Here is a 12209-nt window from a genome sequence, read left to right on the forward strand (position 1 = left end):
CCTGCCTATCGGAGTCGATATCCCGGCCGGCCGGATCTCGAATCCAGGACGGGACTTCGACGGGAGCTGCCGTTGCCGGCACGATAAGAAGAGGCGTGTTACCTCACCGTTTCCCGGACGCGCTCTTGTGCATGAGGGAATGACAGGCGATGGCGGCGGCCGCGGTGACGTTGAGGGAGTCGACGCCGGCGGACATCGCGTCCGGGCTCATCGGGATGCACACCGGCTCGTCCGCCTCGTCGAGCCAGTGCGAGGAGAGGCCGTCCCCCTCCGAGCCGAGCATGAGGCCGACACGGTCGCCCGTGGACGCCTCGTCTATGGGCCTGGCCGCCTGGTCGGGCGTCAGAGCCAGCAGGGTGAAGCCGGCGGCGCGCACCTTGCCGAGGCCGTCGTGCCAGTTGGCCAAGCGCATGTAGGGGATCGCGAAGACCGCGCCCATGGAGACCTTCACCGACCGCCGGTACAGGGGATCCGCGCAGCGGGGGGACAGGACGATCGCGTCGATGCCCAGCGCGGCGGCGCACCTGTATATGGAGCCGACGTTCGCGTGATCCACCAGGTCCTCCAGGACGAGGATGCGGCGGGCGCCGGCCAGAACGGCTTCGAGGGGCGGCAGCGGGAGGCGTTCCAAGGACGCGAGGGCGCCTCGGTGGACCTGGAAGCCGGTGAGGGACTCCATGGTGGCGTCGTCGACGATGTAGGCGGGTGCGTCCAGGCCGTCCAGGACGTCGGCGAGCGGTTCGGCCCAGCGGCGGGCCATCAGCAGGGAGCGGACGGGGTGGCCGGCGGCGACGGCCCGGCGGATCACCTTCTCGCCCTCGGCGACGAAGAGCCCGTGCTCGGCCTCCAGGCTCTTGCGCAGGTTCACGTCGCGGAGCCGGACGTAGTCCGCGAGGCGCGGGTCCGCGGGGTCGGGGACGGGAATCAGGCGGGCCATCCCCCAAGTGTGCCGCCGGGCAGGGGATGGTTCAGCGAAGCGGCGGCCGGATCTGGCCGCCCGGAGGTCTTTTCCACCCGGGCCGTCCACAGTCAACGCCGGGGTGTACCGCTGTGATCGCTGGTTGTGACGGTCGAGGGCAATGCCGGGATCTTCAAGACATACGCTCATGACCTGCGTCATTATCAGTTTTGAGTTCTTTGTAACCTCTGGTTCGTACTACTACAGTGCCGTGGAACATCGGCGGGTTTCTGGTGAATCGAGGTCAGGCCATGAGCGGACGTCATCGCAATGACATCCCCGAGGGGATGGGCGACGGCGGATACGACCCGTCCACGCCCGTCTTCGGCCCGGCCAACGACGGGTCGTCCGACTGGTTCGGGACGCGCGACGGGCAGGGGCAGCCGCTCGCCCAGCCGCAGGCGGGTCCGCAGGGCGCGCCGCCCGGCATGGCGCCGGGGGCCTCGGGCGAGACGCCGGAGTGGTTCACGCCCCGGCAGTCGTCGGAGCAGCCGGTGTACGGCGGGCGGTCCGGCCCGTCCGAGACGGGCGGGTACGGGACCGGGCGGTCCGGCGGCTACGGGCGGGAGCCCGGGGCCTCCTCGCCGCAGGGACCGCCCCCCGAGTCCTCGCCGCTGGCCGGGACCGGGTACAGCGAGTACGACGCCATCAGCAGGTCGGACGGCGGCCGGGCGGGTTTCTTCGGCGGCTCCGGAGGGCCGGGCGACTCCGGCGGATCCGGCGGCTACGGCGGCGGGTCCGGTGACTCGGGCGGCTACGGCGGCGGCTCCGGCGGGTACGGCAGCGGCTCCGGCGGCTACGAGTACGGGCGCCGCAAGCGCAAGCGCAACGCGACCGCGCTGATCGGGCCGATGGCCGGGGCCGTCGGCCTCGCGGTGCTGCTCGGCGTCGGCGTCTACGCGTTCGCCGAGAGCGGGGGCGGCTGCTCCGGCGACGACGCGCTGAACCTGTCGGTCGCGGCGGCGCCCGACATCGCGCCGGTCGTGGAGAAGGCCGCCGGGCGCTTCAACGACTCCAAGGAGAAGGTCGACGGCAAGTGCGTCAAGGCGACGGTGAAGAAGGTCGAGCCGGCGTCGGTGACGACGCTGCTGTCCGGGCAGGCCGTGGCGAACGACCGGCCGGACGTGTGGATCCCGGACTCGTCCCTGTGGACGTCCCTGGCCCAGGCCAGTGACGAGAAGGGCGGGCAGGGCGGCGTCGTCTCCACCAAGACGTCCGTGGCGCAGAGCCCGATCGTCGTCGGGCTGCCCCAGTCGCTCGCGGTGCAGCTGAAGAAGCAGGGCGTCACCGCCAGCCCGTCCTGGGACAACCTGCTGAAGGCCGCCGGCGGCGTCGCGGGCGGCGCGGTGACCAAGAACCAGATGATCCCGGCGGGCTCGGTGCGGCTCCTCGCGCCCGACCCGATGAAGAACGCCGCGGGCATGGGCTCGCTGATGGTCACGAGCATGCTGCTGGCGAACGACCCCAACCGCGACTCGATCTTCACCGGCATCGTCCGGACCGTCCGCGAGAGCACCGTCCCCAACGTGTCGGCGGAGTTCCAGCGCTTCCGCAAGGACCGCAGCGGCAAGCAGCCGATCTCGCTGTCGTCCGAGCAGGCCCTCTACGCCTACAACCGGACCAAGCCGGCCGAGCCCGCGGTGGCGCTGTACCCGATCGAGGGCACGCTGTCGATGGACTACCCGTTCACCGTGACCAGCAAGGACGGCGCCAAGCAGAAGGGCGCCCGCCTGCTGGAGAAGGCGATGGGCACCGAGGCCACCCGCAAGGACGTCCTCGACGCCGGGTTCCGGACGCCGGACGGCAAGGCGCCCTCCGGGTTCACCCCGGCCGCCGGGGTCAGCCCGGCCCGGCCGCGGCAGCTGCCCATGCCGAAGAGCGCCGACGTCGCGAAGGTCATGCAGGCGTGGTCGAAGCTGTCGCTCGGCCTGCGCATGCTGACGCTGATCGACGTGTCCGGGTCGATGGCCGAGAAGGTCGGGCCGAACACCAACCGGCTCCAGGCGATCGCGCAGGTGTCGCAGGGCGGGCTCAGCATGATGTCCAACGACACCGAGCTCGGGCAGTGGCTGTTCTCGACGAACATGAACGGCGGCATCCCCTACAAGGAGACGGTCCCGATCGGCGCGCTCGGCGACCGGATCGGGTCGAACACGCGGCGCGGGCTCGTCCTGTCGACGCTGAACCAGATGAAGCCGAAGCCGAACGGCGACACCGGCCTGTACCGGACGATGCTGGCCGCCTACAAGAAGATGAACGAGACCTACAAGCCGGAGTTCGGCAACTCGATCCTGCTGCTCACGGACGGCAAGAACGACGACGACGGCGGCCCGACGCTGGAGGAGACGCTGAAGCAGCTGAAGGAGATGCAGGACCCGAACAAGCCGATCCAGGTCAACATGATCGGTTTCGGCAAGGGGGTCGACAAGAACGAGCTGGAGCAGATCGCCGCGGCGACGAACGGCAACGTCCAGGTCGCGCAGACGCCGCAGGAGATCTCCAAGATCTTCCTGAAGATGCTGTCCCGCCGCATCCAGTGATCACCTGCCGGTGATCTTCCGGACGCGCCGGGTAGTTCTGGAATTTTCCCTGCGTTCGGTGTCAACCGGGTGCGGGACCCGATCGTCTTTCTATGTGGAGGCCCGACGGGGAGCGGGGCCGTCGGGCCTCCGACTCACCTTCCTCCCTGGCCCGTGACAGGGAAGGCGGCCGGTCCGGAGGACCGGGGCCGCCGGGAGAGAACACCGCTCCCCTCTCAGCTCTTCTCAGCCCGTCCCCGATGGTGCGGACGAGGATTCCGAACAGCCCGCGGGAGGACCTCGTGTCCGGTTGGCCCAGTCTCGATCGCGCCGACGATGAGCGCCTGGCCCGGTCGCTGGCGGCGGGCGACCCAGGCGCCCTCATCCAGGTCATGGACCGCTACGCGGCCCGCCTGTACGACTACTGCCACGCGCTGCTGCGCGACCAGGACCTGGCGGCCGGCGCGCTCCACGACGCGCTCATCGCCGCTTACGCGCACGTGTCCGTCCTGCGCGAGCCCGACCGGTTCCGCGGCTGGCTCTACGCGCTCGTCCGCAACGAGTGCATGCGGCGGCTGCGCGACCCGGACCGTCCCGCCGAGCGCCACGAGGCGCCCGAGGTCGAGGACGGCTTCCTGGACGAGGCGGAGCAGGCCCGGCGGCAGGAGGCCCGGCGGCTCGTCCACGGCGCCCTGGCCGGGCTGCGCGGGCGCGAGCGCGAGGCGCTGGACCTCATGCTGCGGCACGGCCTGGACGCGGGCGAGGTCGGCGGCGTCCTCGGCATGGACGCCCAGGAGGCCACCGACCTGACCGGCCAGGCGCACGCCCGCCTGGACGACGCGCTCGCCGCCGGCTACCTCGCCCGCGCGGGGCGCGACGACTGCCCGGAGATCGCCGCGATCGCCGGCGACGGCACCGGGCCGCTGCCGCCGCCCGTGCTGCGGCGGCTCGTCCACCACATCCAGACGTGCGGCATCTGCGGTCCGCGGCGCGACCGGACCGTGTCCGCGGCGCGGCTCCTGCAGGTGCTGCCGGTCGCGATGATGCCGACCGACCTGCGCGGGCTCGTCATGGCGACCGCCACCGACCCCGCGCTGGCGGCCGACCTCGCCGCGATCGCGCACGGGGCCGAACCGTTCGACGCCTGGGGCTGGCCGCACGGCCTCGACCGCGCGGACGCGCGGGACCCCTCCGGGCGGCGCCCCCCGCGCGGGCTCCTGGCGGCGCTGGCCGCCGCCGTGGCCGTCATCGTGATCGTGGCCGGGGCCTTCTACGTGATGTCCGGCTCGTCGGGCGAGCCGACGGCCGCCAAGGGACCCTCGGGCGGGGCGCCGGGCTCGGCGGCCTCCCCGTCCTCCCCGGGCGACTCCGAGAGCCCGTCGGACAGCCCGTCGCCGACCGAGTCGGAGACGCCGACGCCCACGCCCACCACGACCAGCCCGACCCCGACGCCGACCCGGACGCGCACGCCGACGCGCACGTCCAGGCCGTCCGCGACCAGCAGCGCGCCGAGGACCGGCAGGCTGTCGGTGGGCGGCTGCACGATCAGCGGTCCCGGACGGGGCAGCTGCAATCTCCCGGTGCGCGCCGTGGGCGGGACGGTCACCTGGTCCGTCACGGGCACATCCGGCGGCCTCAGCGCCGGCGGCGGCGGCACGCTCCGCAGCGGGCAGAGCACCTCCGTCCGTGTCTCCGGCACGTGCACGCCGCCCGGTGGATCGGGGACGGTCAGCTTCTCCCCCGGCGGCACGGGCTCGGTCACGCTGTCGTGCGACGAGGAGCCCCCGGGCGACGGTCCGGGCGGCGACTGACGCAAACGTGATCTAGATCACATTCCTACTCGCAAGTACCGTTCCACAAGGCGATTCGGCCACAGCGAGTACCGCCCCGGTCACTAAAATCGGCCCAAAGGGGAGAAATTCCAGCGACTTGGTGGCAAGATCAGGCAACCAGAGTCGGCCGGCCAGGTGTCGGGGCTCACCGGGGGCACGATCTAGCACATCGAAGACCATCGACTGGGAGGGTTCCCTTGGCCGGTGAGCCAGGGCCCCGGCAGAACGATGACGTCAGGCTGGCGGACTCGCTGCGAGCCGGGGACGTCATCGCACTGACCGAGGTGTACGACACCTACGCGCCGTTCCTGTACGACTACTGCCACGGCCTGCTGCGCGACCGCGTCGAGGCGGCCGGCGCGCTGCGGAACGTCGTGATCGCCGCCCGCGAGCACGTGGACCGGCTCACCGAGCCGGACCGGCTGCGCGGCTGGCTGTACGCCATCGCCCGCAAGGAGTGCATGCGGCGCCGCGACAGCCCCAACCGGCACACCGGGCAGGAGGCCCCGGAGGCCGACGACGAGCTCACCCCCGAGCAGCTCGCCCGCCGCGAGGAGCGCCGGCTGCTCGCGCACAGCGCGCTCGCCGCGCTCAACGGGCGGCAGCGCGAGGCGATCGACCTCTCGGTCCGCCACGAGCTGGACGAGGTGGACCTGTCCGGCGTCTTCGGCATGCCGCTGGAGGAGACCCTCGCGCTGGTGGAGAAGGCCCGCGAGGACCTCGCCGCCGCGCTGCACGCGTCCCTCATCGCGCAGAACCACTGGAAGGACTGCCCCAGCGTCTCCGCGCTGACCGAGTCGTGGCCGCTGTCCCCGCAGACGTCGGCCTCGCTCGTCCGGCACGTGGCGAGCTGCCCGGTCTGCGGCGCCCGCGAGACGCCGCCGCTGCCGCCGGACCGGCTGCTGTCGGTGCTGCCGATCGCGGCGATCCCCGCCGAGCTGCGGCTGGACGTGCTGACCGCCGCGACCGCCGAGGACCGCGCCGGGAACCGCCGCGCCATCGCCGCGTGGACCGAGCCGTTCGACGAGTACGGCTGGCCCCTGCCCTACCAGCAGACCGCGCCCCGCGCCCGCGACCGGGCGCCCCGCCGCCGCGGCCCCGTGCTCGCCGCCGTCGCCGTGGGCGTCGGCGTCCTGGTGCTGTTCGGCGGCGCGATGGCCTGGCTGGGCGGCGGGAACGGCGGGACGAACGCCTCCGCGACCGGCCCGGCGTCCCCCGGCGGCGGCTCGCCCGGTGACTCGGGCGCGCCCGAGCCGACGCCGGGAGACCCGTCCCCCACGGTGTCGTCGCCGTCCCCGAGCGAGTCGGAGTCGCCGTCGAAGTCGCCGTCGCCGTCCAAGAGCCCGTCGAAGACGCCGTCCAGCAAGCCGCCGGCCCCGCCCTCGACCGAGGCGCCGAAGCCGCCGACGCCGGGAGACCTGTCGGTGAGCGGCTGCGACATGGGGCGGGGGAACTCCTGCACCGTCCGGGTCACCGCGGTCGGCGGTCCGGTGAACTGGCGCGTGACCGGGACGTCCGGCCCCGTGCGGGCCGGCGGCTCCGGGCATCTCGACGCGGGAGAGAGCAGCGGTGTGCGCGTGTCGCGCACGTCCGGCTTCTGCCTGGGCCAGCAGACCGGCACCGTGTCGGTCTCGGGCCGCTCCGTGTCGGTCACCTATACGTGCTGAGCGGGTGCGCGCCGCGTGATCTGCGCGCGCCCGCGGGGCAGGTCCGGGCCGCCTACCGGAGGAAACCGGCGTCGAGGGTCGCGTGTGCGCGCTCCAGCAGGTGCGGGACCCCGGCGCCGATCTGGTCGAACCCCTCCCCGACGGTGGCGTTCTGCAGGTAGCGGGCGTGGATGCCCTCCAGGATCACCGCGAGCTTGAAGCACGCGAACGCGACGTAGAAGTCGATGTCCGCGAGGTCGAAGCCGGTCAGCGCGGCGTACCGGCCGGCGAACTCGCGGCGCGTGAAGAAGCCGGGCGCCGAGGTGATCGTGGCGCCGACCGGGAGCTCCCGCTCGTCGGCGGCCTCGGCCCAGTAGACGAGCGTCAGCCCGAGGTCGGACAGCGGGTCGCCCAGCGTCGACATCTCCCAGTCGACGACGGCGGCGATCTCCGGGCGCGGCTCCAGCCGGGCCAGGGCGTTGTCGAGCCGGAAGTCGCCGTGGACGAGCCGCGCCGGGGAGTCGGCCGGCATCCGCTCGGCGAGCCGCGCGACGAGCCGGTCGTACTCGGGCAGGTCGCGGCTCGTGCCGGTCGCCCCGATGGCCTCCTGCGAGCCGTCCCACTGCTTGCCCCAGCGCCTGAGCTGGCGCTCCATGTAGCCGCTCGGACGGCCGAAGTCCTCCAGCCCGACCGCCTCCACGTCGACCGTGTGGATCGCGGCGAGCGCCCCGGCCAGCGCCTCGCTGAGGCCGCGCGCCTGCTCGGGGGTCATGTCCCCGGCGTCCTCGCGGGCGCGCAGGACGCGTCCCTCGACGAAGTCCATGAGGTAGAAGCGGGCGCCGATGACGTCCTCGTCGTCGCAGAACGCCAGCGTCTTCGGCACCGGCACCGCCGTCCCGTGGCCGAGGGCGCTGAGCACCCGGTACTCGCGTCCCATGTCATGGGCCGTCGGCTGGACGTGCCCGAGCGGCGGCCTGCGCAGCACGACACGGCGGCCGCCGTCCAGCGTGATGCCGTAGGTGAGGTTCGAACGCCCGCCCGCGATCAGGTCGATCGCGGTGATCCGTCCCGATCCGGGCAGCTCGCGGGCCAGCCAGGCCGCCAGCCGGGGGACGTCGATACCGGGCACCCCGGCCGGAAGTTCTGCGTCAACGGTCATGACGTCCTATTAGAACGCGGCTCGGTCTGGGCTGTGAACCCCACCGGGGTACCCGCGCCGTGAGCGACGCCACCCCGGCCACTTCCGGCCGACTTGCAGCCGGGCTTCACCGGACCTTCAGCATGGCGGCTGACCTGCGCGGACACCGCCGACCGGCGGACACCGGAGTCGGATTCCCGGGGACACCCGGAGGAAAAAGGTGACACAAGGTGGAATGCTCGGACACGCGGGGTACCCATTTGCACCGACACCCGAGCAAACTGGGCTCTACCCGGCACGGATGTCCTTAGCCGTCATCCGGCCCATGAGACGGCAGGCTGGACTTAAGAGTCCCGCTGGGCTAAGAGAAGAGGACTAGACCACTCGGGGTCAGACCGCCCGATTGGGGGGGACGCACCGTGGCAGACGCATGGCTGCCGGGAGCCGGCCGCATGCCGGCACGACATGACGGTGGAGCGTTGAGAGGGGGTGCTCCCCGCGCCGTATGGTGCGCCGGCGAGTACGACCCGCACACCGTCTCCGCGCGCTCGGTGGCCGCCGACCTCCTCAAGGAGGACCGGGCGGCGCACCTGGTGTGGCATCCCGGCACCGGCGAGATCGTCCAGCTCCTCCCGATAACCCGCGCGGCCCGGCTGCTCGGCGGGCGGATCGGCCGGGAAGGGCGCGTCTGCGCGCAGCTCATGGTGATCGGCCAGTCCCGGTCGCCGTTCACCGGATCGCTGCTCACCGGCATCGACGCGATCGTCGCCTGGCTGGACGCGTGGGGCGTCGCGCGCCGCTGGCCGGCCGGCCCGCCGCTCCCCTCGCCCCAGTCGTACCACGCGCACCGGAACCGCAGGGACTGGGCGCGCGGCGGGCACTACGGCGCGTCCCAGGTCCCGGTGCTCGACCGCCCTGATCCCGGCGGCATCGACATCCGGCGCATCACCGGGCCCGACACGCCGCTCGCCGCCATCCCGAAGCCCCGCGTCCCGGGCACCGCGGCCGGACCCCGCCTGCTGCCGCCCCGTCCGCGCACGCCCGACACCGTCCGCCCCCCGCAGAACGACCCCCCGCCCCCGGGACGCCCCGCACCGCTGCGCCCGGCCTCCGAGCCGGTGCCCGTGGGACCGTCCGCCAACTGACCGGCTCGCAGCCGATGGGCCCCAGGGCGCGTCGGCCCTTTCGCGCTACCCGACGAGGTCCCGGACGACCTCGCACCCCTTGCGCAGCTCGGTGAGGGAAGCGGCGGCGCCGTACCCGATCACCAGGCCCGACGCGCGCACCGGACCCATGTGGTGGCGGTCGAGCGTCTCGACCAGGACGCCGCGCTCGGCCGCCTCGTCCGCGGCCCGCCCGGCCACCGGCCCCGGCACGTCCACGACCAGGTGAAGGCCCGCCGTGTCGCCGCGCAGGGACAGGCCGTCGAGCGCCCGCACCACGACCTCGCGGCGGCGCGCGTACTCCCCGCGCATCCGGCGGATGTACCGGTCCAGATCGCCGCGTTCCAGGAGGAGCCTCAGCGCGTCCTGGGGCACCACGGCGGTCCGGTCGTTCAGCTCCTCCCGCCGCAGCGCCACCTCGGCGACCAGGTCGGGGCGTCCGACGAGCCAGCCCACGCCCATGTCCGCCGTGAGGATCTTGGCCGAGGTGCCCAGATAGATCACCACGTCCGGATCCAGCCCGTACAGCGCGGGCAGGGGCGCGACGTCGTAGCGGAACTCGCCGTCGTAGTCGTCCTCGGCGATCAGCGCCCCGTTGCGCCTCGCCCACGCCAGCAGGGCCTGCCGGCGCGGCACGGGCAGGACACCGCCCATCGGGAACTGGTGCGACGGCGTCGTATAGACGATGCGCAGGTCATCGGGCAGGCCGTCGACGATGAGGCCGTGCTCGTCGACGGGGCAGGGGACGAGCTCGGCGCCACGCCCCATGAGGACCGTCCGGGCCTTGCCATAGCCGGGCTCCTCGACGCCCACGCGATCGCCCGGCCGGAGCACGGTCGCCGCCAGGAGATCGAGCCCGTTCGTCGCTCCCCGCGTCACGAGAAGGCCGTCCAGAGGGCAGGTCACGCCGCGACTACGCCTGATGTAGTCGGCGAGCGCCTCCCGCAGGCCGGGCAGCCCGTGCCCCTCCTGACGCTGCTGCGGCGGCATCCCCGCCGCCAGCCGCCATGCCCTGCGCCATGCGGGCGTGTCCAGCGCCCCGATCCACGCCGTTCCAGGTCTCAGATCTATCTCATGTGCGGCCGCCATCCTGCGGAGCGGCTTCGTCTTCACCCTCTGGGGCGCCGGAACAGGTGCGGCCGCCACTCCCTCTGTGACGTACGTGCCGGAACCATGCCGTCCCTCTAGCCAGCCCTCGGCGTACAACTGCTCATAGGCCTCGGTCACGACCGTCCGGCTGACACCAAGGAGATTTGCCAGCGCCCTACTGGACGGAAGCCGCTCCCCGGCGGCCAGACGTCCCTCCCCCATCGCGGCACGCAACTGACCGACGAGCTGCGCGCTCATCGGCTCCTTACCGTCCCTCTCCACGGACAGGGGCAGATCGATCGACAAGTGGTCCCCGCCTATACGCGTCGAGTGGCCATACCCACCAGGCCACTCCCCTCCTAGCGTAAACGGGCATGAACCCACTCTCCTCCACCGCCCGCACACGCCTGGGCCGATACCCCGAGCGCTCCAGCACCGACCGTTCCGTCCTCTACGAGATCCTCGACGACGGCATGATCTGCCACCTCGGCCTCATCGTGAACGGCTCACCACGCGTCATCCCCACCGGCTACGGCCGTCAGGACGACACCCTCTACATACACGGCTCGTCCGGAGCGAGCAGCCTCAGAGCCGGACCGTCCCAGGAAATCTGCATCACCGTCACCCATCTGGACGGGATCGTCCTGGCCAGGTCCCTGTTCCACCACTCCATCAACTACCGCAGCGCCCTCATCTACGGGACGCCCCGCCTGGTCTCCGACACCGACGAGAAGCTGCACAGCCTCCGCGTCATCACCGAGCAGATGGCCCCCGGCCAGTGGGACGCGGCTCGCCGGCCCACCCGCAAGGAACTCGCAGGCGTCTCCGTACTGGCCCTTCCCCTGGACGAGGCGTCCGTCAAGGTACGGCAGGGACCACCCAGCGATGACGAACCCGACTACGACCTCGACGTCTGGGCCGGGGTCCTCCCCGTCCACCAGACCTTCGGCACACCCGCCCCGGACCCCCTCCTCCGTCCCGGCATCCCCGTCCCGGGGCATATCGCCCGCCGTGTGACCTCCTAAATCGATCGCCCGCGATGCCCCGTGCGGTCGGTCATGGCCGTAGGGTGAGTCCATGAACGAGCGGCTGGTCTGGATCGACTGCGAGATGACGGGACTCGACCTGCGCAACGACGCGCTCATCGAGATAGCCGCACTGGTCACCGACAGCGAGCTCAACATTCTGGACGAGGGCGTCGACGTCGTGATCAAGCCCCCGCCCGAGTCGGTCACGCAGATGACCAAGGTCGTCCGGGACATGCACACCACGTCCGGCCTCCTGGAGGCCCTCCCCGGCGGCATCACCCTCGGCGAGGCCGAGGACGTCGTCCTCGACTACATCAAGAAGCACGTCAAGGACGCCAAGAAGGCCCCCCTCTGCGGCAACTCCATCGCCACCGACCGCTCCTTCCTCGCCCGCGACATGCCGGCCCTCGACGCCCACCTCCACTACCGCATGGTGGACGTCTCCTCCATCAAGGAGCTCGCCCGGCGCTGGTACCCCCGGGTCTACTTCGCCAGCCCCGAGAAGAAGGGCGGCCACCGCGCCCTCGCCGACATCACCGAGAGCATCCAGGAACTGCGCTACTACCGCGCCGCCGTCTTCGTCCAGCAGCCCGGCCCCGACTCCGACACCGCCCGCGCCATCGCCGCCAAGGTCGCCTCCGGCTGACCCACCCCCGGGGAGCCGCTACACTACTGGGAGCCGGGCGCGATCCCGGCCACGGTGGGTGTAGCTCAGCTGGCAGAGCACTTGGTTGTGGTCCAAGATGTCGGGGGTTCAAGTCCCCTCACTCACCCCAGACGCGAGGCCCCGGTCATTCAAGGCCGGGGCCTTCGCCGTCCCCTCGGCGCGGCCGATC

9 protein-coding genes and 1 tRNA gene are annotated in these 12209 nt (G+C 72.3%); 7 read left to right on the forward strand and 3 right to left on the reverse strand.

The window, feature by feature from the left end; all coding sequences use genetic code 11:
• Positions 1 to 103: 103 nt before the first annotated feature.
• A complete protein-coding gene (locus K8Z49_RS17225; protein WP_412519697.1) occupies positions 104 to 937 on the reverse strand; it encodes a TrmH family RNA methyltransferase in 834 nt (277 codons plus the stop codon).
• A 272-nt stretch (positions 938 to 1209) separates the two neighbouring features.
• On the opposite strand from K8Z49_RS17225, the gene K8Z49_RS17230 reads away from it, so the two are divergent.
• The 3 genes from K8Z49_RS17230 to K8Z49_RS17240 all read left to right on the forward strand — a co-directional run bounded on the left by K8Z49_RS17230 (position 1210) and on the right by K8Z49_RS17240 (position 6976).
• Positions 1210 to 3498, forward strand: a complete 2289-nt coding sequence (locus tag K8Z49_RS17230; RefSeq protein ID WP_024934041.1) for a substrate-binding domain-containing protein — start codon at positions 1210 to 1212, stop codon at positions 3496 to 3498.
• Between the two features lie 281 nt (positions 3499 to 3779).
• Entirely contained in the window at positions 3780 to 5288 is a 1509-nt protein-coding gene (locus tag K8Z49_RS17235) for an RNA polymerase sigma factor (RefSeq protein WP_075023111.1), read from the forward strand.
• A 218-nt stretch (positions 5289 to 5506) separates the two neighbouring features.
• Positions 5507 to 6976 carry an RNA polymerase sigma factor gene (locus K8Z49_RS17240; protein WP_075023110.1) on the forward strand — a complete coding sequence of 490 codons (1470 nt, stop codon included), beginning with the start codon at positions 5507 to 5509 and terminating at the stop codon, positions 6974 to 6976.
• A 52-nt stretch (positions 6977 to 7028) separates the two neighbouring features.
• Here the strand turns inward: K8Z49_RS17240 and K8Z49_RS17245 are convergent, their stop codons facing one another.
• Positions 7029 to 8114, reverse strand: a complete 1086-nt coding sequence (locus K8Z49_RS17245) for a phosphotransferase family protein (RefSeq protein ID WP_412519700.1) — start codon at positions 8112 to 8114, stop codon at positions 7029 to 7031.
• Positions 8115 to 8545: 431 nt separating this feature from the next.
• Between K8Z49_RS17245 and K8Z49_RS17250 the strand changes: the two genes are divergently transcribed.
• Positions 8546 to 9238, forward strand: a complete 693-nt coding sequence (locus K8Z49_RS17250) for a hypothetical protein (RefSeq protein ID WP_052357211.1) — start codon at positions 8546 to 8548, stop codon at positions 9236 to 9238.
• A gap of 45 nt (positions 9239 to 9283) precedes the next feature.
• On the opposite strand, the gene K8Z49_RS17255 is transcribed toward K8Z49_RS17250, so the two are convergent.
• Positions 9284 to 10603: a PLP-dependent aminotransferase family protein gene (locus K8Z49_RS17255; RefSeq protein ID WP_052357224.1), complete on the reverse strand. Its 1320-nt coding sequence runs from the start codon at positions 10601 to 10603 to the stop codon at positions 9284 to 9286.
• Between the two features lie 116 nt (positions 10604 to 10719).
• On the opposite strand from K8Z49_RS17255, the gene K8Z49_RS17260 reads away from it, so the two are divergent.
• The 3 genes from K8Z49_RS17260 (at position 10720) to K8Z49_RS17270 (ending at position 12149) form a co-directional block, all read left to right on the forward strand.
• The gene (locus K8Z49_RS17260) at positions 10720 to 11370 is read left to right on the forward strand and encodes a pyridoxamine 5'-phosphate oxidase family protein (RefSeq protein WP_075023108.1); all 651 of its coding nucleotides are present in this window, start codon (positions 10720 to 10722) and stop codon (positions 11368 to 11370) included.
• Positions 11371 to 11422: 52 nt separating this feature from the next.
• The gene (gene orn, locus K8Z49_RS17265; protein WP_075023107.1) at positions 11423 to 12019 is read left to right on the forward strand and encodes an oligoribonuclease; all 597 of its coding nucleotides are present in this window, start codon (positions 11423 to 11425) and stop codon (positions 12017 to 12019) included.
• A 54-nt stretch (positions 12020 to 12073) separates the two neighbouring features.
• Positions 12074 to 12149: transfer RNA gene (locus K8Z49_RS17270), tRNA-His, on the forward strand.
• Positions 12150 to 12209 lie beyond the last annotated feature (60 nt).

The sequence above is a fragment of the Actinomadura madurae genome (assembly GCF_047130825.1).
GTDB classification, from domain to species: Bacteria; Actinomycetota; Actinomycetes; order Streptosporangiales; family Streptosporangiaceae; genus Spirillospora; species Spirillospora madurae.

Excerpts from the sequence above, each read along its gene's own strand:
- K8Z49_RS17225 (WP_412519697.1), bottom strand. The coding sequence starts at position 937 with ATGGCCCGCCTGATTCCCGTCCCCGACCCCGCGGACCCGCGCCTCGCG.
- K8Z49_RS17230 (WP_024934041.1), top strand. The coding sequence starts at position 1,210 with ATGAGCGGACGTCATCGCAATGACATCCCCGAGGGGATGGGCGACGGC.
- K8Z49_RS17245 (WP_412519700.1), bottom strand. The coding sequence starts at position 8,114 with ATGACCGTTGACGCAGAACTTCCGGCCGGGGTGCCCGGTATCGACGTC.
- K8Z49_RS17250 (WP_052357211.1), top strand. The coding sequence starts at position 8,546 with ATGCCGGCACGACATGACGGTGGAGCGTTGAGAGGGGGTGCTCCCCGC.
- K8Z49_RS17255 (WP_052357224.1), bottom strand. The coding sequence starts at position 10,603 with ATGAGCGCGCAGCTCGTCGGTCAGTTGCGTGCCGCGATGGGGGAGGGA.
- K8Z49_RS17260 (WP_075023108.1), top strand. The coding sequence starts at position 10,720 with ATGAACCCACTCTCCTCCACCGCCCGCACACGCCTGGGCCGATACCCC.
- orn (WP_075023107.1), top strand. The coding sequence starts at position 11,423 with ATGAACGAGCGGCTGGTCTGGATCGACTGCGAGATGACGGGACTCGAC.